At 37.9% G+C, this 23,882-nt stretch carries 29 protein-coding genes; 9 read left to right on the top strand and 20 right to left on the bottom strand.

Features of this window, described 5'->3' with window-relative positions; translation table 11 throughout:
• Nucleotides 1-2: 2 nt before the first annotated feature.
• The 5 genes from glgD to JCM12304_RS09640 all read right to left on the bottom strand — a co-directional run bounded on the left by glgD (nt 3) and on the right by JCM12304_RS09640 (nt 6,437).
• Nucleotides 3-1,109 carry a glucose-1-phosphate adenylyltransferase subunit GlgD gene (glgD, locus tag JCM12304_RS09660; RefSeq protein ID WP_060680108.1) on the bottom strand — a complete coding sequence of 369 codons (1,107 nt, stop codon included), beginning with the start codon at nt 1,107-1,109 and terminating at the stop codon, nt 3-5.
• Between the two features lie 21 nt (nt 1,110-1,130).
• Nucleotides 1,131-2,288, bottom strand: coding sequence for a glucose-1-phosphate adenylyltransferase (locus JCM12304_RS09655; protein ID WP_060680078.1), 1,158 nt, complete (start codon nt 2,286-2,288; stop codon nt 1,131-1,133).
• Between the two features lie 12 nt (nt 2,289-2,300).
• Nucleotides 2,301-4,211: a 1,4-alpha-glucan branching protein GlgB gene (glgB, locus tag JCM12304_RS09650; RefSeq protein ID WP_060680106.1), complete on the bottom strand. Its 1,911-nt coding sequence runs from the start codon at nt 4,209-4,211 to the stop codon at nt 2,301-2,303.
• Nucleotides 4,212-4,618: 407 nt separating this feature from the next.
• Nucleotides 4,619-5,671, bottom strand: coding sequence for a glycoside hydrolase family 15 protein (locus JCM12304_RS09645; protein ID WP_369813154.1), 1,053 nt, complete (start codon nt 5,669-5,671; stop codon nt 4,619-4,621).
• Nucleotides 5,672-5,837: 166 nt separating this feature from the next.
• On the bottom strand, nt 5,838-6,437 hold the full coding sequence (locus tag JCM12304_RS09640) for a hypothetical protein (protein ID WP_060680075.1): 600 nt from the start codon (nt 6,435-6,437) through the stop codon (nt 5,838-5,840).
• Between the two features lie 217 nt (nt 6,438-6,654).
• Between JCM12304_RS09640 and JCM12304_RS09635 the strand changes: the two genes are divergently transcribed.
• From JCM12304_RS09635 to JCM12304_RS09610, 6 genes are all read left to right on the top strand, one after another.
• Nucleotides 6,655-7,032, top strand: a complete 378-nt coding sequence (locus JCM12304_RS09635) for an FAD-dependent monooxygenase (protein WP_060680073.1) — start codon at nt 6,655-6,657, stop codon at nt 7,030-7,032.
• Nucleotides 7,004-8,263: an FAD-dependent monooxygenase gene (locus JCM12304_RS09630; RefSeq protein WP_060680066.1), complete on the top strand. Its 1,260-nt coding sequence runs from the start codon at nt 7,004-7,006 to the stop codon at nt 8,261-8,263. The genes JCM12304_RS09635 and JCM12304_RS09630 overlap by 29 nt, the downstream gene beginning before the upstream one ends.
• Before the next feature lie 60 nt (nt 8,264-8,323).
• Nucleotides 8,324-8,551, top strand: a complete 228-nt coding sequence (locus JCM12304_RS19745) for a hypothetical protein (protein ID WP_218185782.1) — start codon at nt 8,324-8,326, stop codon at nt 8,549-8,551.
• A gap of 64 nt (nt 8,552-8,615) precedes the next feature.
• Nucleotides 8,616-9,155 carry a GNAT family N-acetyltransferase gene (locus tag JCM12304_RS09620; protein WP_060680061.1) on the top strand — a complete coding sequence of 180 codons (540 nt, stop codon included), beginning with the start codon at nt 8,616-8,618 and terminating at the stop codon, nt 9,153-9,155.
• Nucleotides 9,156-9,208: 53 nt separating this feature from the next.
• Nucleotides 9,209-9,682 carry a GNAT family N-acetyltransferase gene (locus JCM12304_RS09615; protein WP_256200810.1) on the top strand — a complete coding sequence of 158 codons (474 nt, stop codon included), beginning with the start codon at nt 9,209-9,211 and terminating at the stop codon, nt 9,680-9,682.
• 64 nt (nt 9,683-9,746) lie between these two features.
• Nucleotides 9,747-10,124: a VOC family protein gene (locus tag JCM12304_RS09610; RefSeq protein WP_019376559.1), complete on the top strand. Its 378-nt coding sequence runs from the start codon at nt 9,747-9,749 to the stop codon at nt 10,122-10,124.
• A 132-nt stretch (nt 10,125-10,256) separates the two neighbouring features.
• On the opposite strand, the gene JCM12304_RS09605 is transcribed toward JCM12304_RS09610, so the two are convergent.
• Together JCM12304_RS09605 and JCM12304_RS09600 are read right to left on the bottom strand one after the other, a co-directional pair.
• Nucleotides 10,257-11,270, bottom strand: a complete 1,014-nt coding sequence (locus tag JCM12304_RS09605) for an NADP-dependent oxidoreductase (protein WP_060680059.1) — start codon at nt 11,268-11,270, stop codon at nt 10,257-10,259.
• A gap of 128 nt (nt 11,271-11,398) precedes the next feature.
• Nucleotides 11,399-12,229 carry a glycerophosphodiester phosphodiesterase gene (locus JCM12304_RS09600; RefSeq protein ID WP_060680057.1) on the bottom strand — a complete coding sequence of 277 codons (831 nt, stop codon included), beginning with the start codon at nt 12,227-12,229 and terminating at the stop codon, nt 11,399-11,401.
• 205 nt (nt 12,230-12,434) lie between these two features.
• Between JCM12304_RS09600 and JCM12304_RS09595 the strand changes: the two genes are divergently transcribed.
• Complete coding sequence (locus tag JCM12304_RS09595; RefSeq protein ID WP_060680056.1) at nt 12,435-12,884, top strand: hypothetical protein; 450 nt, start codon at nt 12,435-12,437, stop codon at nt 12,882-12,884.
• 82 nt (nt 12,885-12,966) lie between these two features.
• Here the strand turns inward: JCM12304_RS09595 and JCM12304_RS09590 are convergent, their stop codons facing one another.
• Complete coding sequence (locus tag JCM12304_RS09590) at nt 12,967-13,248, bottom strand: hypothetical protein (RefSeq protein ID WP_060680053.1); 282 nt, start codon at nt 13,246-13,248, stop codon at nt 12,967-12,969.
• Between the two features lie 30 nt (nt 13,249-13,278).
• Between JCM12304_RS09590 and JCM12304_RS09585 the strand changes: the two genes are divergently transcribed.
• Entirely contained in the window at nt 13,279-13,812 is a 534-nt protein-coding gene (locus tag JCM12304_RS09585) for a GNAT family N-acetyltransferase (protein ID WP_060680051.1), read from the top strand.
• Between the two features lie 195 nt (nt 13,813-14,007).
• Nucleotides 14,008-15,564, top strand: coding sequence for a ribosomal protection-like ABC-F family protein (abc-f, locus tag JCM12304_RS09580; RefSeq protein ID WP_060680049.1), 1,557 nt, complete (start codon nt 14,008-14,010; stop codon nt 15,562-15,564).
• 282 nt (nt 15,565-15,846) lie between these two features.
• Here abc-f and JCM12304_RS09575 read toward each other — a convergent pair whose 3' ends face one another.
• The 12 genes from JCM12304_RS09575 to JCM12304_RS09525 all read right to left on the bottom strand — a co-directional run bounded on the left by JCM12304_RS09575 (nt 15,847) and on the right by JCM12304_RS09525 (nt 23,821).
• On the bottom strand, nt 15,847-16,254 hold the full coding sequence (locus JCM12304_RS09575; RefSeq protein ID WP_019376552.1) for a KGG domain-containing protein: 408 nt from the start codon (nt 16,252-16,254) through the stop codon (nt 15,847-15,849).
• 92 nt (nt 16,255-16,346) lie between these two features.
• Nucleotides 16,347-16,526: a YjzC family protein gene (locus tag JCM12304_RS09570; protein WP_019376551.1), complete on the bottom strand. Its 180-nt coding sequence runs from the start codon at nt 16,524-16,526 to the stop codon at nt 16,347-16,349.
• Between the two features lie 142 nt (nt 16,527-16,668).
• A complete protein-coding gene (locus JCM12304_RS09565) occupies nt 16,669-17,181 on the bottom strand; it encodes an OmpA family protein (RefSeq protein ID WP_157360457.1) in 513 nt (170 codons plus the stop codon).
• A complete protein-coding gene (locus JCM12304_RS09560; protein ID WP_060680045.1) occupies nt 17,094-18,056 on the bottom strand; it encodes a hypothetical protein in 963 nt (320 codons plus the stop codon). The genes JCM12304_RS09565 and JCM12304_RS09560 overlap by 88 nt, the downstream gene beginning before the upstream one ends.
• Before the next feature lie 34 nt (nt 18,057-18,090).
• The gene (locus JCM12304_RS09555) at nt 18,091-18,429 is read right to left on the bottom strand and encodes a hypothetical protein (protein ID WP_060680043.1); all 339 of its coding nucleotides are present in this window, start codon (nt 18,427-18,429) and stop codon (nt 18,091-18,093) included.
• Nucleotide 18,430: 1 nt separating this feature from the next.
• On the bottom strand, nt 18,431-18,889 hold the full coding sequence (locus tag JCM12304_RS20065) for a hypothetical protein (RefSeq protein WP_256200809.1): 459 nt from the start codon (nt 18,887-18,889) through the stop codon (nt 18,431-18,433).
• The gene (locus JCM12304_RS09550; RefSeq protein WP_256200808.1) at nt 18,847-20,277 is read right to left on the bottom strand and encodes a DUF6792 domain-containing protein; all 1,431 of its coding nucleotides are present in this window, start codon (nt 20,275-20,277) and stop codon (nt 18,847-18,849) included. Before JCM12304_RS09550 ends, JCM12304_RS20065 begins: the two co-directional genes overlap by 43 nt.
• A complete protein-coding gene (locus JCM12304_RS09545; protein ID WP_172675278.1) occupies nt 20,274-20,879 on the bottom strand; it encodes a YvcA-related protein in 606 nt (201 codons plus the stop codon). Before JCM12304_RS09545 ends, JCM12304_RS09550 begins: the two co-directional genes overlap by 4 nt.
• 279 nt (nt 20,880-21,158) lie before the next feature.
• Nucleotides 21,159-21,797, bottom strand: coding sequence for a YvcA-related protein (locus JCM12304_RS09540; protein WP_060680039.1), 639 nt, complete (start codon nt 21,795-21,797; stop codon nt 21,159-21,161).
• Nucleotides 21,798-21,832: 35 nt separating this feature from the next.
• Nucleotides 21,833-22,378 carry a YvcA-related protein gene (locus tag JCM12304_RS09535; RefSeq protein WP_172675277.1) on the bottom strand — a complete coding sequence of 182 codons (546 nt, stop codon included), beginning with the start codon at nt 22,376-22,378 and terminating at the stop codon, nt 21,833-21,835.
• Between the two features lie 269 nt (nt 22,379-22,647).
• On the bottom strand, nt 22,648-22,902 hold the full coding sequence (locus JCM12304_RS09530) for a hypothetical protein (RefSeq protein ID WP_019376545.1): 255 nt from the start codon (nt 22,900-22,902) through the stop codon (nt 22,648-22,650).
• A gap of 85 nt (nt 22,903-22,987) precedes the next feature.
• Entirely contained in the window at nt 22,988-23,821 is an 834-nt protein-coding gene (locus tag JCM12304_RS09525) for a nucleotidyltransferase domain-containing protein (RefSeq protein ID WP_019376544.1), read from the bottom strand.
• Nucleotides 23,822-23,882 lie beyond the last annotated feature (61 nt).

Here is a 23,882-nt window from a genome sequence, read left to right as displayed (position 1 = left end):
CACTATCGTATAGCCGCCTTTTCAATTACATGAATTTTGCCAGCTTCTGTGTTCTTTTGTTCGTTTATCAGTTTGACATGTTTATCTGCGATGATTCCATCAATCTCCACGTCTACTCCAATTTCCCCTCGTTGCATGATAATACTATTCTTTACCACAGCACCCTTATGTACTTTTACCCCACGAAATAAAACACTGTTTTCAACTGTTCCTTCAATTTCACAACCGTTAGCAACAAGAGAATTGCTCACATTGGATGTAGCAGTATATGTTGCCGGTGCTTCATGTTTTACTTTTGTATAGATTTCTCCTTGTTTATAAAAATAATCATGAATGATTTCGGGGTTTAGAAAATCCATATTGCTTTTATAGTAGCTTTCGTTAGAATGAATAAATGGCAAATGCCCTGTAAATGCATAGCCTAAAATATTTAATTTATGCTGGTTTGCCTTCACTACATCTTTTAAAAAATCATATTCCTCCTGCTCCACACAGCGCTCAATGAGTTTGATAAACAATGCCTTATCTAAAATATACGTTTCCAAACAAACATGCGCTCCAGGAAGTGGTGCTGTGAATAGATCGATATCCAAAAGACTGCCATCGCGGAGCATACGACATTGGTGATAGATAGGCTTTTCCACTGGTTCTCCTTCATAATCTTTATATAAAATGGTAATGTCTGCTTGTTTTTTTCTGTGGGCATCTACCGCTTCACTGTAGTCAATTTTTCCAACATGATGGCCTGGAGAAATAACGACCAGATCTGCTTTCGTTTGTTTAAATACTTGTATATGCTCATGAAATTGCTGTAAATCGCCTTTTACTTTTTTATCTGGACTAACAGGTGGAAGGATATGCAGCCCTCCATTCCTCCTGTCCAGGTCCCATTCTCTCCCTGAGCCAAGATGGTCCATGATGGAGCGATGTTTTGCTTTCGTAAAAACGACCACATCCGTAATTTCCGAATGAATAAAGTTAGATAACGTGAAATCGATTAAACGATACCTCCCCGCAAAAGGGACGGAAGCAAGACAGCGATGCTTTGTCAGTTCTTTTAAAAAAGGTTTATCATTTACCAGATTAATTACCCCAAGTACATTTTTCATTTGCATGTCATTCCTTTCTCATCATGGCAGGGTGTTTTCCAGTTTAGAAAGCAACAGCTGCTGCTCCCCATATAACGTGATTTCCTTTGATTGATTTTCAGTGCCGATCACAGAACAGTCAGCAATTACAGAATGAGGCGCAATAATAGCATTTTCAATCCGGACATTATTGCCAATGGATACGTTTGGCATAATCACAGAATTCCTTATTAGACTACCTTTACCGATCGAAACATTATAAGAAACAACCGAGCCTTCCACCATTCCGAAAATCATCGTCCCTTCATTTATGAGCGATCGCTCAATCTTCGCCCAAGGTGAAATATATTGTGGTGGATTATTCGCATTTCCTGCATAAATACGCCAGTCCGGGTCATCAAGTGTAAAGCCATCCGTTTTATGCAACAGATCCATATTTGCTTCCCATAGACTGCGAATTGTTCCGACATCTTTCCAATATCCATCGAAAGCATATGTATACAGGTGTTTGTTATCACCAAGCATTCGTGGAATAATATCTTTCCCAAAGTCATGGGATGATAGTTCATTGACTGCATCTTCTTCCAAATAGCGTTTCAGTAGCTTCCAATTAAAAAGATACACCCCCATGGAAGCAAGATTACTTTCTGGCACATCTGGTTTTTCTTTAAATTCGGTAATTTTCCCTCTCTGATCTACATTCATTATTCCAAAACGGCTCGCTTCTTCCCACGGCACCTTAATAACCGCAATCGTTGCATCTGCATGTTTTTGTGTATGAGCATCAAGCAGCTTCGTGTAATCCATTTTATAAATATGATCACCTGAAATAACGAGGACATATTCAGGATCATGCTGGTCGATAAAGCGTATGTTTTGATATACAGCATCGGCGGTTCCTTCAAACCAATGTCCACCGTCCTTGGCCTGGTATGGCGGGAGCACAGAGACTCCTCCAATATTCCGATCCAGATCCCATGCTTTCCCATTTCCGACATAATCATTTAACAAATGTGGCTGATATTGTGTAAGCACCCCTACTGTATCAATCCCCGAATGGGTGCAGTTGCTTAAAGTAAAATCAATAATCCGGTATTTTCCTCCGAAAGGGACAGCTGGTTTTGCCAGTGCGTTTGTCAACTGGCCGAGCCGTGTCCCCTGCCCCCCGGCAAGTAACATTGCAAGCCATTTTTTACTCATTGTGTAACACTCCTAACCTTTTCTGTATTTCTGCTTCCGTTGTATTGGTTTCTTCGTAAAAACCACCATTCCTAGCGGTGGAACTGTTACCTCCATGCTGTATGGCTGATTATGGTATGGCATTTTTTCTACAAGTAACCTCCCTGTATTCTGTTGACCAGAACCACCAAACTCCTTTGCATCACTGTTAAAGCTTTCTTGAAAAACGCCTGCAGCTGGTACACCGATCCGATAATTCGAATAAACAGTTGAACTAAAATTACAGACAACAATACAATAATCTCCCTTTCGCTTCCCCTTACGTATGAAACTTATGACACGACCTGAGGAATTATGCGGGTCAATCCATTCAAAACCTTCTTGTTTATGATCGAGTCGCCACAACGAACGGTTGCTTCTGTAAAAATGAATAAGGTATTTAAAATAATGATGGAATTCTGTGTGAGAATCATAGTCCAATAGATTCCAGTCAAGCTGCTCCAAATCCTTCCATTCATCGAATTGAGCAAATTCACTCCCCATAAACAATAACTTTTTCCCCGGGTGTGTCATTAAATAGCCACAAAGTACGCGTAGATTAGCAAACTTCTGCCAATAATCTCCCGACATCTTGTTAACAAGTGATCTTTTACCGTAAACAAGCTCATCATGGGAAAAGGGCAATACGAAATTTTCCGAGAAAGCGTACATAAAAGAAAATGTAAGTAAATGATGATGGTGACTCCGCTCCGTTTCCTCCATTTGCATATAGCGAAGCACATCATTCGCCCAGCCCATATTCCACTTATAATTAAAACCAAGGCCACCAGCAGAGGTTGGGGATGTAACAAGAGGATAATCGGTCGCTTCTTCCGCAATCATGAGTATATGCGGATATTGGGCAAAAATGACTTCATTTAATTTTTTTATAAAAGCAATTGCTTCCAAATTCTCCGGTCCGCCATAAGCATTGGTTACCGGCACAGCCAGTGTATTATCATGATTCAAATAGATCATAGAGGAAACTGCATCAACACGAAAACCGTCAATATGATATTCCTCCAGCCAAAACATTGCATTGGAAATGAGAAAACTAACTACTTCCGGCTTATTAAAATCGAAATTGCACGTTCCCCAATTTGGGCGTTCGGCCATATCCAATTCTCTTGGTTCATACAATGGTGTTCCATCAAATTGCCGTAGACCAGGATCGTCTTTACAAAAATGTAAAGGCACCCAATCCATAATGACACCTAGGCCTGCTTGGTGACACTGATCTACCAAATATTTAAAATCCTCTGGTGAGCCATAACGGCTTGTCACTGAATAGAAGCCTGTAATCTGATAGCCCCATGATCTGTCAAAAGGGTGCTCCATTAAGGGCATAAATTGAATATGTGTATAACCAATGGAAGCAACGTAAGAAATCAATTCATCTGCAAGCTCCCTGTATGTATAAAATTTTCCGTTCTCCTTCTTCTTCCAAGATCCGGCATGCATTTCGTAAATTACCATCGGTTCATGATAGTGATCCCGCTTTTTTCGATTGGTCTCCCATTTTACATCCTGCCATTCATAGCCTCCCAGCTGGTGAATAATTGATGCAGTATTTGGACGTGTTTCCGATGCAAACGCATACGGATCTGCTTTTTGAATAAGATCCCCTGAAGGTGTATGAATTTCGTATTTATATAGATCTCCTTCTTTAAGATCTGGGATAAAACCAAACCAAACACCGGAAGCATCCATCCGTTCGAGTGGATCATTCTCCCCTTTCCAGTTATTAAAATCACCCACCACGTTTACCTGAAGTGCATTTGGAGCCCATACCGCAAATCGGACACCACGTTGTTTCTGATGTGCAGTTATATGTGCACCAAGCATCCTGTAACTCTTATATAATGTACCTTCATGAAATAAATAACGTTCAAATTCTCCTGGCATGACGTCGTCTGTTTCTTTTATTACACTCGATTTCTCTGTCTTCACAAGCTGATTCTCCTTCAACTAATCTCTTTTATTCTATATCTCTAAATTCCATGCGAAAATTGCGATTCCTTCAAAGATAATTGACTAGTTTTCAGAAGCATTGTCGAAAAAAATTTAAGTCTTTTTTGCAGAGTATCAATGAGCTTAATTAACAATCTGTAATTAATAAAGATCACATTGCTAATGTTAGGATGCATACTTTATCATGTAAATTCATAGTAGGAGGAAATTGCGGACTAGTGGAAATCAAGTAATCAGCAGCAGAGCATAATTATCCGCCGCAGAATCATTGAATAAACCCGCCATATACATCAGAACCACAAAAAAACAGATGCTGCCCAAATGGGTGCATCTGTTTTTTCTTACACATACTGTTCTTGTGTATTCATGACTTCGATCTTTTCCAAGAATAAATACGATAATGCTACAGACCAGGCAAGTGGAGTGTTGCCGTTCGGTTGATTGATTCCACCAATAAATAGCTCTGGGATCTCCCAATTATCTGGTATGTTGCCAATTGTTTTCCCCACATATTCCATTGCACGATCTTTCATTCCGAGCTCCATATAACAAAGGCCGAGCCATGGAAAACCAAATGTCCACTCTGCTTCGCTTCCTTCATTATAATAACGATCATTTTCATAACGGATGACGCCATGTGTTCGTTCCAATCTACTTGTGACACGAGACAGTATTTCTAATGCCATTTCACGCTCAACGATTTGATAAGGATAGATCAACGAAAGTAAAGCTAAATCCGCTTCCTTTGTCTTACTTTCATTTGGCAACAGCTCTTTTAAGGTTTGCTCACCTTTTTGAATCAGTTCTTCTTTCACTGTGACCAGCAGCTTCACAGCCCGGAGACCAGCAACAGCTGCGCCAACACTGGAGGCATGTACCTCCATATTTTCTTCCCACATGCCATTGTCTTCCGCATGCCAGTATTCCACACACTCTAAATAATCCACAAGCTTTTGAATAATACGTAAATCATGCTCATCCCGTATTACCTGCTGCCCGTGCTTGTGTCCTTCACCAACGCCCCAGAGAAAAGCACCAATGGCATCATTCTGCGCATGTCCCCACTCGACATCCAATTCTTTTAGATCCTTGGAATATCTTGCATGAATATACTCATAAAGCTGTACAGGCTTTTGCTTACGATGGATATCAATTTTCCATTCATAGATTTTAAAAATATCAAACAAGGCTTGATATGCTTTTTCAAAGCGATCGGATCGTTGAAACAGAAATGGCAATACCGTATAGCATACATCTCTGATCCAGACATAACTATAGTCAGAGGAAAGACTTGCGGTATAAGCGCCATTTGGCAGTCGCATACGATCAAGCATTTCCAGTGCTTTTAACCTATCCACGTCAAAATCCCTCCCAAGAAAATTATTTATCTCCATTGTTAACATTCCCTAATTTTTTAAACATGGAACCTTTTAAGCGGTTACATTTAAATATAGAAAAGCTTACTAAATAAATAGCAGCTTCGTCCCTATAGTGTATGAAGGAAGGGGAAATTTGTGTAAATAGCTATATCCATAAGCCTGCTTTCATTTATAACCTATATTACTTCTTTATTTCCGAACCATTCAATGCATCCGGATAAATCATTTTATCAAAAACCTCTCCTGTACCCTCGTTTTCAAGCTTTATTGTAACTTCACTATCATTTATGTCCTCACCACTAAACATTTGATAATACATACCAGCAGTACCAAGAGATAGTGTCGCAAATCCATCAAAACCTTCTTTATACTTTTCTTCGTCAACGATCATGGTAAATTCAGAAAAGCGTTCGTTGTAATAAATATCTTTAATAGAAGGCGTGCTTTCACTTTGTTTTATTTTATCGATTTTTTCCTTTAAATCTTTTTCCAAATCCTTCAATAAATTCTTGTGTTGTTCTGTTGTCATCGCAAAAGTGACAGAACCATCTTGGTTTTGCGTTACATCTTCCACATTATTTTTTTCCGCTTCCATAAACGCGTCATCAAGTAACCTTTCCTCCTCAAAGAAAAACGCCGGGAGAGTGACTTGAACTTCCGCCTCTTTTTTTTCTTGATCCATGCTCTTTTGCTCTTCTTTTTGTTCATTATTATTTCCAGTGAATAGAAAAAACACGATTATAATTATTGCCAGGATTAATAGGATTTTAAGAAACTTCATACATTCAACCCCTTTCAGCATGGAAATCTTCGTTTAATGCGAACAACTTTCTACTTTCTATACTGAGATAGAGAATAGTTTTAGTCAATTTAAATACTCTTAAGTAAAATATTTTTTACATAACTTTAACAATATTTTTCCCTACTTCTGTCATTTATCCTTTGTTTTTCTTTTCAGGTGTAGGGTAAATTAGTACTAATTAAGGGAGGCATTGATCATGAAACAGACGCATACAGAGGTACTGATTATTGGTGCAGGTCCTACCGGCTTAATGCTGGCTAATATGCTCCATACATATGGGATTAATTTTAGAATCATCGATAAAAAGCAAGGTCCTTCTCGTTATTCAAAGGCTCTCGGTATTCATCCACGCGCAATGGAAATAATGGAGTTAGCCGGACTTTCCGCTCCTTTTCTAAAACATGGGTTTTTAGCTAAACATGCTCAGCTTTATTCAAACAACAAGCCACTTTTCCGCATTAATTTTTCATTATTAAATCGCGATACAGACTATTCCTTTTTAAATATTATCTCAACGGGAAACAGAACTTATTTTAGAAAATCATTTGCCACCAAAAAAGGTAGAAAGAGGTAAAAGGCTAACGAATCTTATTCAGGAGCATAATGGAGTAAAAGCTTTAATACAAGGACAAACAGAGGAAGAAATTAGCGCTCGGTTTGTGGTTGGCTGTGATGGTGCGCATAGTTCCACACGAAAAATACTACAAATGCCATTTGAGGGTAAGTCAGAAGGAGTTAGCGTCATGCTTGGTGATGTTAAGCTCAAACAATCGCCATTCCGTGAATACTTAAACTTAATCAGCAACAAAAATGGACTCCTGTTTGTCGCTCCGTTTAAAGGAGAATATACAAGGATCATCGTTATTGACCTAACAAAACAAGATCGACATTTCCCAAGCAAAGTAGACATGAATACATTTCGAGCTTCCATTTCACATGTTTATGGTGAATCGTTGGAAATTGAGGATCCCTACTGGTTATCCGGGCTAACAACATCCCATCGCCATGCTGCTTCTTATCGGGATGGAAATGTTCTTCTCGCAGGAGATGCTGCCCATGTGCACAATCCGGTTGGTGGGCAAGGGATGAATATTGGTTTCCAGGATGCAGTAAACATAGCATGGAAGCTTGCCTATGTAATTAAAAATAATTTCAACCCTACACTACTTGATTCTTACCAACAAGAAAGAAAACCCATTGCAGCGGAGATTATTAAAAAAACGAGTCGGATGATTAACGTAATTTCCATGAATGAGCCATGGGCTATTCAAACAAGAAACAACATGATGAAATTATTATTGCAACGGACTCTGCTTCAAAAAAAGGTGATGAAAAATCTTTCCCAGCTTACCCATGATTATACCGGCACAGCATACAGTAAACATATCCTAAAGCTAACCGGAAAGCCTGCTGGTGTGCGTGTACCACCGTGTCTTATAGTTACAGCTACTTGGGAAAATATAAACGTTTATGAGCTACTTCGCAGTGGAGAATGTCTCTGCCTTGTCTATGGCAATGAACACTTTTTTCGAAAGAAGCAAACAGTTTTACAAAGAGCAATGGAGACCTTTAATAAAGAATGCGGCAACATTTTAAGGCCAGTATTTTTATTAAATAATGAGTCTAGAGAAAAGTTAGATGAGAGCGAGAACGTGTTCATTGATTTATATGATGAAGCAAAAGAGAAATTAGATTTACAGTTGTATGATGTTCTCGTTATTCGACCAGATGCACATACACTATTTCACACATCTATACGGAATGTTGAGGCTGTAAAAAAAGCTTTAAATTATTATTTCAGGTGAGACGGTGTACGCTGTGTTGCTGGGGACGAGTTGGTTGGCCAGGATGCGACGTTCGCTCTTTTGGGTGAGATGTTGGCTGTCGCGGGGCGTGAGCTTGTTGTCTCGGATGAGGTGCTTACTGTTGCGGGTGGCATGCTTGCTGTCGCGGATGGCATGCTTGCTGTCGCGGATGGGATGTTGGCTGTCGCGGAACCTGTGCTTGTTGTCGCGGGGCGGGAGCTTGCTGTCGCGGGGTGTGGAGCTGTTGACGCGGTAAAGTATATTTTGTTCACCATTTTTAGTAACTAGTTGTATATAATATCCTGATAATTTGGTATACTACGATCAATCATTTTAAATTGGGGGATATTCTATGTTTACACAGTATATTAATGATGACATCTCATTGAAGCTACTTGAAAAACAGGATGCGCAGGAATTATTTATCCTAGTAGATAAAAATCGCAACTACTTAAAACAATGGCTTCCGTGGGTAGATAACATGAAACAGGAAGAGGATTATGAACCGGTTATTGACATGTGGCTAAACCAGTTTTCTTCCCACAACGGCTTTCAAGCTGGCATCTTATATAAGGGAGAACTGACAGGCATGGTTGGTTTCCACGGTATTGATCGGGCTAATAAGAAAACCAGCATCGGGTACTGGTTAGGAGAAAACTACCAAGGGAATGGAATTATGACAATTGCTGTAAAGGCCCTTATTGACCAAGCATTTCATGAATATGGACTAAACCGTGTGGAAATTCAGTGTGGTGTTGATAATAAAAAGAGCAGAAGTATTCCAGAGCGACTTGGTTTTAAACAGGATGGTGTCGTGCGAGATGCAGAGTATTTATATGATCATTTTCACGACTGCGTTTTATACAGTATGCTGGCAAAGGAATGGGAGTAATTTTGCTTTCAGGTGCCGGAAGATTTCATATGTTGGAAACCGCTCGTTGTAGATTGGTAGACATTTCAGAACAAGACTATGGACATGTAAAACAATTGTATAGCAATAAAGAAGTGCGAAAATTTTTAGGTGGGCCGATTCAAGAAGCTTCTATTAAAAATAGCTTTGCAAAAATGCTCACCTCTAGCACTTCAGATGTGCACCTTACCGTTAAAGAAAAAAACACAGATCAATTTATCGGACTTATTTCTTTAGATATGCACCATGATGGTATATCTACAGAGGTTTCTTATCAATTTCTTCCTTTTTGGTGGGGAAAAGGCATCGCCAGAGAGGTCGTAGCAAAATTAATTGACTATGCTTTTAATGAGATGCAGATCTCTCAGCTAGTTGCCGAGACGCAAGCAGCTAATCAAAGGTCATGTGCCCTACTGGAAAGCGTCGGCATGCAAGTAAAGGAAACAGTATTCCGTTTTGGCAGGGAACAGTTCATTTATTGTCTAAATAACAAAAAACTATTGAAATAATTGAAGAACTTTTACTCGCTTTGTAGAAAATCTATATTAAGCAACTCTTTCAGGGGGGATTATTTTGCAAACACAGCCCATAAAAAATCAAATGAATGGTATCTTCGTACATGTTAGCAATTTGAAAAAGTCAGTCCAATGGTATGCAGATATACTAGGCCTTGACGTTGATTTAGAGAAAGTAAACTCACCTGTATACAATATCCCCGTTAATGGAACTACTTCCCTTACGCTTGATGATCACACCTTTGACCCAACATTCGAGCATATCGTCAGTCCGAGCCCGCTCTTCAACTTCTTTGCACCGGATATCGAGGCAGCCTATACATCTATTAAAATGAAAGAAGTGGATATTGTCAGGGAAATAGAATGGGTAGAACAGACAGCATGGTTTAATATTAAAGATCCGGATGGAAATGTTATCATGATTTGTAATTGTTAGTTGAAACGACTTTGAAATTTATAAAAAACAGAAGCACCCGAGTTTGGCGCTTCTGTTTTTTTATTTATGTTGCTTTAAGGCAGGGACTTCCGGTCTCCCCAGTCACACTCAAATATCCTTCAGACTGCTAAATTATTCTTCCTCTGCAACTTTTACTAACTGCTTTCCAATATTCTCTCCGGTAAACAAACCAAGAAACGCATCTGGGATTGTTTTAAAACCTTCCTTAATTGTTTCTTCAAATTTTAATTCTCCATTAGAAACACCTTCAGCGAGAAATTTGTATGCTTCACCAAATTGGTCAGCAAAATCACCAACGATAAATCCTTGCATTTTAGCATGTGATTTAATTAAAAATGGTTGGATCCGCAGACCAATATCTTGTTCACCTTCCTTTAAATTGTAGGAAGAAATAGCACCACATACTGGAATACGCGCAAAGTCATTTAGCAATGGCCAAACCGCATCGCCAATTTCTCCTCCAACATTTTCATAATACACATCTATCCCGTTTGGACATGCTTCTTTTAATTGCTGCTGCACGTCTCCTTTCTTATATTCTACAGCTGCATCATAGCCTAACTCTTCGGTTATATAAGCAGCCTTCTTCTCTGAGCCAACAATTCCAACAACGCGCGCTCCTGCTTTTTTGGCAAGCTGACCAGCAATTTGCCCGACTGCACCTGCAGCACCAGAAACAACGACAGTTTCACCTTTTTTTGGTCCACCAATATGCATCATACCAAAGTAAGCTGTTAACCCCGGCATCCCAAGTGCTCCTAATGCCACGCTCGGATTAAGGCCATTTGTATCAACCTTGCTGACCGTGTCTGGCTGTACTACAAGATACTCTTGAAATGGCAGATTTCCTCGTACAATATCCCCTTTTTCAAGTTGGTCTGTCTTTGACTCAACCACTTGTGCGACGACGCCACCCGCAAGCGGCTCTCCAACCTGAAATGGTTCAATGTAGGAATCTCTATCTGACATTCTGCCACGCATGTATGGATCAACAGAAACATACAGTGTTTTTAATAATACTTGCCCATCATTCGCTTCACCGACTTCTACCTCTTTAAATTGAAATGTATTTTCATCAGGCAATCCATTTGGACGTTCATGTAAAATTAACTGTTCTTGTTTCATTTATATAACCTCCTGTAATTCTTTCAGACTAGCTTATTACTTAATGAATGTACCCTGATTAATAGAAGGTTAATCATACGCATTGTTTAAAAAAATCTTCTAAAGCCAGCGTTCTTAAATTAATATAGTTATTTAACTGGATGCTGATATACATATTCAGGGAAATCAGTAATAATTCCATCAACCCCCAGTTGTAATAAATTATCTGCTTGTTCTTGGATTCTGACCGTATATGGATACATTTTCATATCATGTGTATGGACCCGCTGAAGTAATTCAGGTGATACAATATTTAGGTTCGGATTAAAAAAATCAGCATACGTTGCAAATTTTGCTAGCTGCTCGTCCGTCACATCCTTCCAACTCATACCAGCTAGTACTCCATGCGGAATATCTGGCAATAACTCTTTAGAAGCTTGTACTGATGTATGGTTAAAAGATTGGATGATAATCTTGTTGTTATTTGGACGATCCATATTGCGTTCCTTTAAAACCTTCGCCACTTTTTCTTCAATACCGGGGTATAGCTCAGGTGATTTTAATTCTATTAATATACCAATTTTTCCTCTATACGTATCAATAACCTCTTCAAATGTGGGAATTCTCTCTCCCGAAAAAGTATTGCTAAACCAGCTTCCTGCATCTAACTGCTCTACTTGTTCCAATGTTAAATCTTTAATATTTCCTACACCATTTGTAGTGCGATTTACAGTAGTATCATGAATGACAACTAGTTCCCCATCTTTTGTCATTTGTACATCAATTTCAATATAATCTGCCTTCATTTTAAAAGCTTTGTCAAATGCCGCCATCGTATTTTCAGGCGCATGTCCGGAGGCCCCGCGGTGGGCAACGTTTGCTACCTGAGATTTTGAATCATTACTTGCAGCAAATGCAGGAACAGTGAACATACCTATCAACAGGATTAACGCGAAAAGAATAGAAAAAGTATACCTCATAATCTAACACTCTCCTTTACTTTAATTAACTACAAGTATAAAGATAGTTTATTAATTAAATGTTAACTGAAAATAAAGTATTATAAACAAATGTATAAGTATTAAAAATGAGACTTCTTTCTCTTACTTTATTACTTACTCTTATTGGTATTTCATCTTCAGCCAATGCTATAATGAAGAAAAATAACTAACATCCGGAGGTAACATGCTAACATTTGAAGAAAAACTAGCTATAATTGAATCATTTACTGAATTGACCCGGCATGATGTGTCGCTTGGACGCGTGAATTTTCATTATGAAGGAAGTATAGTGGAGAAGAAGATTGTCGTATACCGACTGCATCCAAATGGAAATGGATTTGTTTATACAGGGGAGATGACCGACACCTATCCTACTGATTCCAAAGGGATGACAAACATTCGCGACTTTAACGAAAAGGATCTTCGCCAAATTATTGAACAGTCCATCGCTTCTCTTTCTGAACAGGAACCGTTAAAGGAAAATTGGATGGATGAGGAAGGAAATACACTAACTTTAATCCATGAATATGAAACCTGGGATATATATGCAGGCAATATGCTGGATGCCACCTATCCAACTTACAATGGCGCTGCAGATTATTTGCAACAAGAAGGATTTTCCAAGAAAAATTAGTGTTTCATCTTATAAAAAAAATAAGGGGTTACAAGCCTACCTGTAATCCTTTATTTCAACCAAAAATATCTCAATTTTTCTACTATAATAATGAAAGAGAGTTTTCCATTCTCAGCATCGCCAAATCTGATCGCCGAACATATCCAATAAGTTCATTAACCGAGACTGGAATCAGATGAACCGAGACATGACATGAGCTGTTCGAGACTGGCTGCTCCCCATCCGCGACAGCAAGCTCCCTGCCCGAGACAACAGACCTCTCAGCCGCGACAGCAAACGCACCAGCCGAGACAACAAGCACCCTGACCGCGACAACCCCCCATCCATCAAAGGCCCTCCCCCTTTCAATAAAAATAAATTCCATACTTGACCAGCCAATTAAGGAGGCAGACCTATGTTTTCTTCAGAAAGAGTATATTTACGCAAAATGGAAAAGAGTGATACAGAACAGTATCACACATGGAGAATGGACATGGATGTAATGAACTCCACCAGTCTATTTTTGGATACATATACGTTTAAAGAAACAAGTGACTTTGTAGAAATTCGCATGCTCGATTCCAGTTCCTCCAAGAGCTATATTATTATGGAAAGGACGCAGCAAATTCCCATCGGGGTCACTTCACTCATTAATCTTGATTTAAAAAATCGAAACGCGGAATGTATTATTGATATCGGTGAAAAGAATTATTGGGGGAAAGGCTATGGAAAAGAAGCGCTGCAATTACTGCTCACCTATGCATTTCATGAGCTAAATTTGCATCGCGTCTCCTTACAGGTCTTTTCCTTTAATACAAGAGCAATTCAATTGTACGAAAAATTAGGTTTTGTTGAAGAAGGGGAATGTCGCGAAGCGCTATACCGAAATGGGGAATGGCATGACATCATTCAGATGGGTATGCTAAAAAAAGAGTTTTTCCAAGCATAAGAATTGCCACTTCAACATTTGATACACTTAACAAGAGGCTGTATATGTCTTCCAAGCTCTTATTATTAAAGGGATCCAGCTGACATAACAACAACAAAACCAGTTGAATAGATACTTGGCAATCTTCCCTATCCTTTTTATGCAATGACCTTTATAATAGATAAGATGAATTTAAAAAGAAAAGGTGTTTGAACGATGAGTTTATTAACAGTAAATAATTTAAGCCACGGATTCGGGGATCGTGCTATTTTTGATGATGTGTCTTTTCGTCTATTGCAAGGAGAACATATTGGATTGATCGGAGCCAATGGTGAAGGTAAATCCACTTTTATGAACATTATTACTAAAAAATTGGAGCCTGATGCAGGAACCGTTAGCTGGTCCAAGCATGTACGGGTTGGCTATTTAGATCAGCATGCTGCGCTAAAACAAGGTATGACCATACGTGATGTTTTGCGAACTGCATTTCAATACTTGTATGATATGGAAGCAGAGATGAATGCGCTCTTCGCAAAAATGGCAGAAGTTAGTCCTGAAGAATTGGAAGAGATATTAGAAGAAACAGGTAGAATTCAGGATGCACTTACGAACAATGACTTTTATATCATTGATGCAAAAGTGGAGGAAGTTGCCAACGGACTAGGGCTTGATGATTTCGGCCTGGAGCGTGATGTCCACGATTTAAGCGGAGGACAACGAACAAAAGTATTGCTTGCTAAGCTACTTTTGGAAAAGCCGGACATACTCCTGCTTGATGAGCCGACTAACTATTTGGATGTTGAGCATATTGAATGGCTGCGAAATTATCTCATCGCCTATGAGCATGCTTTCATCCTTATCTCCCATGATATTCCATTTTTAAATAGTGTTATCAATTTAATTTATCATATGGAAAACCAGCAAATCACCAGATACCCAGGTGATTATGATGAATTCTTACGTGTTTACGAAATGAAAAAGCAACAAATGGAAGCAGCTTATAAAAAGCAACAAAAGGAAATTGCTAATCTAAAGGATTTTGTTGCAAGAAATAAAGCTAATGCAGCTACAAGCAAAATGGCTATGTCCCGCCAGAAAAAACTTGATAAAATGGATGTCATTGAATTAGATGCAGAAAAGCCAAAGCCGAAATTTGAATTTAAGCGGGCACGTACACCAGGTAAGTATTTATTTGAGACAAAGGATTTGGTCATCGGGTATGATGAGCCACTTTCCAATAAATTGAACCTTAGCATGGAACGTGGTCAGAAGGTTGCCCTTTCTGGCGCCAATGGTATTGGAAAAACAACGCTTCTGAAAAGTATTTTGGGTGAAATTCCTGCCCTTCAAGGATCTGTAGAGCTTGGGGAGCATTTGTCTATTGGATATTTTGAACAGGAAATGAAAACAGACAGCAATAAAACCTGTCTGGAAGAAATTTGGGATGAATTCCCTCATATGAATCAATATGAAGTGCGAGCAGCTTTAGCTCGCTGTGGCCTGACTACAAAGCATATTGAAAGTAAAGTAAAAGTGTTAAGTGGTGGAGAAAAGGCAAAAGTCCGACTCTGTAAGCTGATTAACATGGAAACCAATTTACTCGTATTAGATGAACCAACCAACCATTTAGACCAGGATGCAAAAGAAGAATTAAAAAGAGCGCTAAAGGAATACAAGGGTAGTGTGCTCTTAATCTCCCACGAACCTCATTTTTATGAAGATATTGTAACAGAAGTATGGAACGGGGAAAATTGGACAACGAAGGTATTTTAACTGGGATTAGGGGACGGGGGCTCTCTCATCTGTGAAGGCTGCTTTCTCATCTTAGGGCAGGATTCTCTCATTTCTGAGGGTTGCTCTCTCACCTTTGGGCAGGACTCTCTCATCTCAGAAGGTTGCTCTCTCATCTTGAGGCAGGACTCTCTCATTTCAGAGGGCTGCTCTCTCATATTCGGAAAGTATCTCTCAAATGAAATAGCATATCTCTCATTTAAACGCAAAAAAGGAAAAGGAGCAGCACCTTTTCCTTTTTTGCATGTTTTATGGTTGAACGAATTAATTATTTTTGTTATCCTTTTGTTGTTGGCGACCTCGCACGTTGCCACCTTTTTGACCGATCTCTTCATAGAATTCCTGATCATGGTTCTTTGAGGTTGTTTCTCCGCCTTTTTGGCCAATCTCTTCATAGAACTCCTGATCATGATTCTGTGAAGTGGTCTTTCCACCTTTTTGACCGATCTCTTCATAAAATTCCTGATCATGGTTTTTGGAAGTTTTTTCTCCGCCTTTTTTACCAATATCTTCATAAAATTCTTGATCATGATTCTTAGAAGTTGTATTTCCACCTTTTTGACCGATCTCTTCATAAAATTCCTGGTCATGATTACGTGCTGTAGTTTGTCCACCTTTTTTACCTGCTTCTTCTACACCCATCTTGTTGTTCTTCTTGTTATTATTAGCCATTCTAAGCAGCTCCTTTCTGATTTATGTGTGGCTTGTACTACTTTTGTTCCACTGGAATTCACTTGCAAAACGTAAAAATCTCTTAATTCATGTTAAGCTTTTACCCAATATGCAGCTTCATTGGAAGTTGGTGATGGAGGAAATTGCTCTCCTTGATCCATATCAATAGTTGTATTGTCGTTGCTCGAAGAACCTCCATTCACCAAGCTGTCCACTTTATACTTGCCGTTTTCCGGTGCGTTTTCACCTGTTTTGAACTTAATGTCTGCCATTTTCATCCACCTCCGTAATTTTTTGGAAAGAATATGTCTTTCTAATCAGTATGTATCCTCTTCCTTAAAAGATTAAACACCTTTTTCCTTCAATAGTTTTATATTGGCAGAAGACATTTTCTATAAAGAAAAACCAACTCCCTTAAGAGTCGGTTTCCTTTGGATTTATCACAATTTCTACTCGGCGGTTTTTCTCCTGGCCGTCTTCATCTTTGTTGGAAGCAATTGGCTTGGTATCCCCATATCCTTGTTTTTCAACTTGCAGACCATTCAGATCTCCATTCTTTTTCAAGTAGTTCCACACTGCATCTGCCCGTTCTTTCGACAGTTCTTGATTGTAATCTGAATCACCTACATTATCTGTATGACCATTTATTTGAATGTCTGTTCCTTCCTCTAATTCCTGTAAATCCTGTATTACTTTATCCAAGATTTTCTTTGCTTCTGGTTTTAATTCACTTTTATCAAAATCAAATAATAAATGATCTGGCATCTGCATTTTTACTTCCTCTTCATTAACCGTTAACCCTACATCTTCTGCTGGATCAAAGTTCGGCGCATCTATCTCTACAATGTATTCGAGATACTTGTCATCTTTATCGTTTTTAACGAGATTGCCTTTCCATTTTTCCCCTTGCTCTCCATATGCTGACACAAATCATCCCAGCTGTTATTTTTCGGTTTGACCTGGATTGGCATATACATACCTTGCTTAAGCTGATGATAAGGCACACGTAATTCAAAGGTACCATCTGGATTCACCCTTGTATGTCCAAAAGAAAATGCATCGATAATTCCGGATGCTTTCCGTAAATTTCCACCGACCTGCGTACCCTCTACTAAATTGCTTTTTCCATGAAAATATAAGTAGCGATGGTCACTATCTACCTTTGCTTCCATCCACACATTAGCGTCTCCGTAATCCTCCGGTTCTTTTTCCCATTTTGGAATTTCGATCGGAATGGTGTATGGCATTGGCATATCTGCATTAATATAAAATTCCGTTTTTACTTCAAACTCCCCATGATTCTCTGTTTTATATTTTTGAGGACCAGTAACCTTTTCTAAATTCTCTCCGTAATGCTTTTTCGTTTCATCTTTTGTATTGTATAATTTCAATTTTACAGTGGTACTTTTACTTATGCCGTCAAACTCAAAGGTAAAGCTCCCATCTTCCCGAACTTCTGCCTTATTAATAAAATTGGATGAAGCAAATCCACTATCAGTGACACCACTCGAATAAATGAACGTTCCTGGAAGAAGATTACTTTCTCCATCGATGATAACACTCTCTTCTTTAATGCTTGCTTTACCGGACAGCTCCACTTTCATGTCTCCGAGATTATTTTTTCCATCCGTACCCTTATCTTCTAAGTTATCAGTATCCGATGCTTCCTCTGCTTTTTCATCCATGTCTTTCTTCATTTCTTTCGATTGCGCTGTTTCTGTGCCTTCATCTTTTTCAGCTTCTTCTCCACCACAGCCAGTCATCCAGATAACTAGAAGTAAGAACAAAATAAGCTTTTTCACCAACCTGGCCTCCTCCCTGCTAGTAACACTTCAATTATGCGGAAGGTGTGTCCTCATAAGTAATTGTCATCCGCTGTGTCTTCATATCATCAATCTGATCATCTAACGTGTTAGAAATTCTAGTAATCTCTCTCTCTAATTGACTCAGCAAATTCTCATTCTTATCTCTAAACGTTTTTGTCTTTTGCTGCATTGCCTCAACAACTTCTCCTTTTTGTTCCTCGTTAATGATTATTCCATTTACCAATGTAAAGAAGTCTTTATCCAAGGTTTCCAAGTTATTCTTATACAACATAAGCGTATCTTTTTTATGAGAAAAATCTTCACTTGCAAGAATGCGCTCACTTACTGCAATGGAGTGTTCTTCTCCCATGTTATAACCTCCCCGCTAAATCAAAAAGTGTAGCAATATGATCATCTTTATCGAACAAAGCTTCAATAGCTTTTCGATAATTTTCAATATACGTAAAACCTTCTTCAACTGATTCTCTTAAACTGGTAATCTCTGTATCTAAATCCGCATTCGTCAGTGGATAAAATACATCATGGACTTGTATTCCTCTCACTGTCTTATCCAATCTTGAAAAATACACATGTTTACGAAGTAAGCTTCTATAACTTCCCGGACTTCCTTCTATTTCACTAATTTTATGAACTACTTTTCGTTTTTCATCTTCAAAGCACTGAAGAATTTCTGTATTCCAGGCAAGATCCAGCTTGCCGATTTCATCTTTCTTTTCTTCAAGCAGACTTTTTCCATCTGTATACATGCGGAGGGATGCGGATATATTTACTCGAATTTCCTTTCCGCCACTGTCAGTCGTATAAACCATATCTGTACCAATATATGATTTCTTCTTATCAGACAAACCTTCAAGCATCTCAGATATACTATGGCTTTGGCCGATTGCTCCATAGCAGCCAGCAGATCCTCATTATTTAATTCTTCGAAGCTTTCCATAATAGAATTGTAATGTCTTTTCATTTTAATAATTGCAGCCGCATCTCCACCAAGCTGTGCATAAAAATCTCCCATATCCCTTATACTTGTCAATCGGGATACGGTTTCCTGAATTCCATCCAGCTCTACCTCTATAGCTGTTAGTTCTGTTACTAATGTATTCTTCTGTTCCTCGGTAATGTAGCCAGCGTTTACTAACCTTCCAAAAATAACATCTGCATTTCCAGTAACTGTTTTTATTCTGGAAAGTACTCCTGGCAACTTATCATTCAGTCCATGAACCATGGCATCGATCTCACCTTGTTTAGTAAAATATACTTTGACTGCACTGCCAATATCATCAATTTCGTTAACCAAGTCCATATTTACGCCTATTATCTCTTGTATCGCAGCATTAGTGCCGCCTTTTTTGGATGCTACCGTATAGTCAATAGCTAATTCCTGAAAGTCTTTAATAACTTCATCCGGAATTTCATCCATAAGATTTCTTAACCCTGGCAAATCAGGGTTTGTATCCACATATTTCACATCACCAATCGTAAAAAAACCTCTTGCTCCGCTCACTGCATAAAGAGGATCGTCTTTGGAAATAAGTTGATGCACATTCGTTGCCTTGTCTTTGTAGTATTCCTTTGCGAAGGTTTCCAGTTGTTTGGGGTCTAAGTTGTAGATGGCGTCTGGGTTTGTTCTGGAAAGATTAAAATTATTCATTATTTCTCTTCTAAAGTCTCTATCAGCATTAAATAACTGATAGTAGTTTGTCTGGGCTCCATTCACACTGTAAATTTCATCGAATGTATCATAAATTAAGTGTGCAGTAGTGTTGTTATTGTGAGCCAAAGAGTGAGAAAGTCCAGTCACAGTTAATTCTCCATTATTATCGATCTCTTTAATAACTTCCTCTGTGAATTTATTTGCCGATTTCGCTTGTGTGAAATCTTTACCAGCAAACATGGCTTTTAAATTATACTCCCAATCAGCTCCATCTTGGGTACCTTGCGATATAATATATAATTCATTTATATCTTTTTCCTTGGAATGAAAGTATACTGCCGTACCGTTATAATCAGAAGAGGTAACTTCAGAATTCTTGGAGTCTCTTGAATGAATAATCTCTATATTAGCTGGTAATATTTCTCCATATTCTTCTAAATAAATCTGCTTAATTTCTTTTTCAAAATCTTTTTTATTCAGATCTTTATATTCTAAGTTAATAAGTCGTAATCTAATTTCGTCCGTGCTTAGAATTGATTCACTCATTGTTCTTCATCACTTTCATCATTTTTAACAAATTTAATAGAATTGACCCATTGTTTTATTTTATTCTGCATCTCTATTTTCTCTGTCTTACAATCCTCAACAGAACGTATACACTCACTTTCATATATTATTGACAATCCTTCTTGTGTGCTTTTATGCTCTAGTAACCCAACAGCTCCGATAGTCTTCTCGTCATCCTCAAATTTAGCCAGGGAAATAGTGATATTATTTTCATCATACGATTCAAAGTCAAGCTTTTGATTAAACTGACTTGAGAGCATTTCCAACTCTGTAGAAGTCTGACCTATTTTAGAATAGTAATCAATTTTTATAGATGATTCGAAGCCATTTCCTTCATCTATACCTACTAGATATGATTCAAATTCTTTTTGCTTTTTAGAATATCCTTTTTCCCCAACAATACCACCGGCAGGAAAATCCATCTTATAAGCCCCGGTTCCAGACAAAAAAGGATAATATCCTTCCTTTGTTTCCTTTGTCGATTGAAGGAATTCTCTTGTGAAATCATCTTGAAACGCTCTCACATCCGGTAAATCCTCCACACTCATCTCTGCTGGCTTCGTACTTTTTTCTTGATCCATTTGACAACCTCCTAACAAAACAATAAAAATTGCTAACAACGCTGTAAGCCAATATCTCATAGACCATTCCTCCCATGCTGCCCAACTATTTCTGTATTCCGATTTTTATCTAACTTCAGTATATAGAGAGTAAAATAAGAAAGGTAGTCTTTCTTGGAAAAATTTATAAAACCCTACTTTTTTCACATGAGTTATGTAGGTCAAAAGTTCCAAAAACAAGATTATCAAATTCAATACCCCTGCTGGTAAATTACTAATGGAACTTTTTGTTAAGCTGCTTCATTCTTTTTTCATATTATTATTAAATTTAAATGATTTCATCCATTTAATTATTTTTTCTTTTTGTTTTCCCTGATCACTTTTGCTAATCAAATTAGATTCATAAGTTACTAATACTCCCCCACCATCCGACTTTTTATTAAGAATTACTCCAGCCATGCCATAGCCTTTTTGAAATGTAAAAGTAGCTGCATAGATTTCCAAGTCATTACTATCATATTTATTAAATTTTAGATCTTCATCTAACTGCTTTCTTAAAACAACTTGCGTTGACTCAATATTTACATACATAGAATTATAATTAATACTAATTAATGCTTCCCTTTCGAGTTGGTGTACGCCAATAAAAAAACTTTCGAATCCTTTTTTATTTATTGAGTATGATTTCTCGCTAACAATCCCACCAGCTGGAAAATCCATCTTATACGCCCCAGTCCCTGACAAAAAAGGATAATATCCTTCCCTTGTTTCCTCTGTTGATTGAAGGAATTCTCTTGTAAATTCATCCTGAAATGCTCTCACATCTGGTAAATCCTTTACATTCATTTCAGATGGTTTAACACGTTGTTTTTTATCTTCCTGACAACCTCCTAGCAACAATACAAAAAACATCAAAAATATTACAAGCCAATATTTCACAGGCCTTCCCTCCACAAATACTACCTATACTTGATTTACTCTTTTACAAATTCTATTGATTTTAACCAATTAAGCATTTTATTGTTATTAATTTCATTTATATCTTCACAAGATTTCGTCCTCTCTGCGCATTCAGAAGTATATATGGCCGATACCCCTCCTGTTGATAATTTATTTTGTATATATCCTACCATTCCATATGCACCGCTCTCATTCTCAAATCGAGCAAGATATATATCCCTGCCTTTTAAAGACAACTTTTCAAATTGAAGACTTTTATTAGTTGAAGTCTTCAGCATGTCTAAGTTTACTTCAACGTTATTTCTTTTTTCAATTTTATATTTAAAGTTTATTGAAGAGGCGATTTGTTTTTCTTTAACACCAATCCTAAAACTTTCAAATCTCTCCCCTTCAAGCGCGTACCCTTTTTCCCCAACAATCCCGCCAGCTGGAAAATCCATCTTATACGCCCCAGTCCCTGACAAAAAAGGATAATATCCTTCCCTTGTTTCCTCTGTTGATTGAAGGAATTCTCTTGTAAATTCATCCTGAAATGCTCTCACATCTGGTAAATTCTCCACATTTATCTCAGAGGGTTTCACATGTTGTTTTTTATCTTCCTGACAACCTCCTAGCAACACGGCTAAAAACAGTACAAGCATTGCAGGCCAATATTTCACAGTCCTCTAACCCCTACATATTTCTCTTCTTTATCTAATTTATATTTAGCTACAGTATATAGAAAGAAAATGAAGGGGGCTAGAAACTCTGGGGGACTACTTGAAAATCGTATTTTTATTTGAATCCTTTTATAAGCCTCAACCATCGACCTCACTTCTTCAAGAATGCTTTAAAACAACGATTGGCCTACAAACCAAAATGAAAACAACGATGTCGCTATAAGAATCACGATGACAATAAAGGTAAGAGTACGCCAGATCCCTTTCCCTATCAATGCGAGTATAAAAGCTATTGCTGTCAATATTACTACAATTATTATTCCTTCCCTTGATGGGATATGGAATAAATCATAACCAAAAAAATTTATAAAAACGGTTAGCATAATAACGATAAATGAGGCAATTGCCCATTTTTTTCTATCCATATTCAAACCTCTCCTTTTCAATTACTTTATTATATGTATATATTTTTTCTGCCTAATAAAAAACCAGAAGGATGCTCCTTCTGGTTTAAACTGCTGCTAACTCCTCTGTGGAAGAAAGAAGATCATGCAGTGCTTGCATACCTTTTGCACGGCTCTTCCTCGTAGTGACTAGTGACTGTAGGATATCATTTACTTTCTCACCGTAGTTGTCAGGTCTAGTTGAATATACGTCTATAGACTGTACAGCATTGTATTTATGAATACAACATGCCCGATTTATGGTAAACAGTAATTGATTCATACATCTAATTGTTCGCAAAACATGACTAGCCACAAAACAATCATCATCTGTATCAATTCGATGAGAAATGATCATAAAGGAATAAGAGGCCTCAAATGTATAATACTCGATGAGTGCCTGATGTAATTGTTCAGGATAATGAGTGATTTTTTGTTTTAATTGATAAATATATTGATAAGGATCATACAGGATTTCACAGATTGCTAGTTCACCTAAATAAAGGACATCTAAATAAACGTAGGATGGTTTTGCATTTCTATCCTCATTTTTCTCACCCTGTAAATTAGCTGTAATACCATCTACAACTTTGTGAATATCCCGAAAAATTATCGCAGTATGAACTCCATGAATGGTAAGGTTCGCTCCTCCATTCATTAAGGCACCCCACTCATTTAATGAAGTACACTCCGCACTTTGGTTATCATCTAAGCTGCTAACCAAATTGTTTACATCCTCTACGTTAAATCCTTTTGTTTTATCATAATATATTGCTATATCCATATCTGTAGACAAGTGATTAGCCCCATTTGCTCTTGAACCGCTCATGGTAATAGCTGACACACCAGTTAGTTTAGCTATTTCTTCTGACATCTCCTCCATCGCTTTTTTTATATTCATTTAAACACAAGTCTCCTTCTTTATCGATGTGTTAATTTCTTAATAATTTTTACCATAATTA

This window comes from Virgibacillus halodenitrificans JCM 12304, assembly GCF_001310895.1.
GTDB classification, from domain to species: domain Bacteria; phylum Bacillota; class Bacilli; order Bacillales; family Amphibacillaceae; genus Virgibacillus_Q; species Virgibacillus_Q halodenitrificans.
Note: the sequence above shows the minus strand (reverse complement) of the source record. Positions and strands in the feature narration are given on the sequence as shown.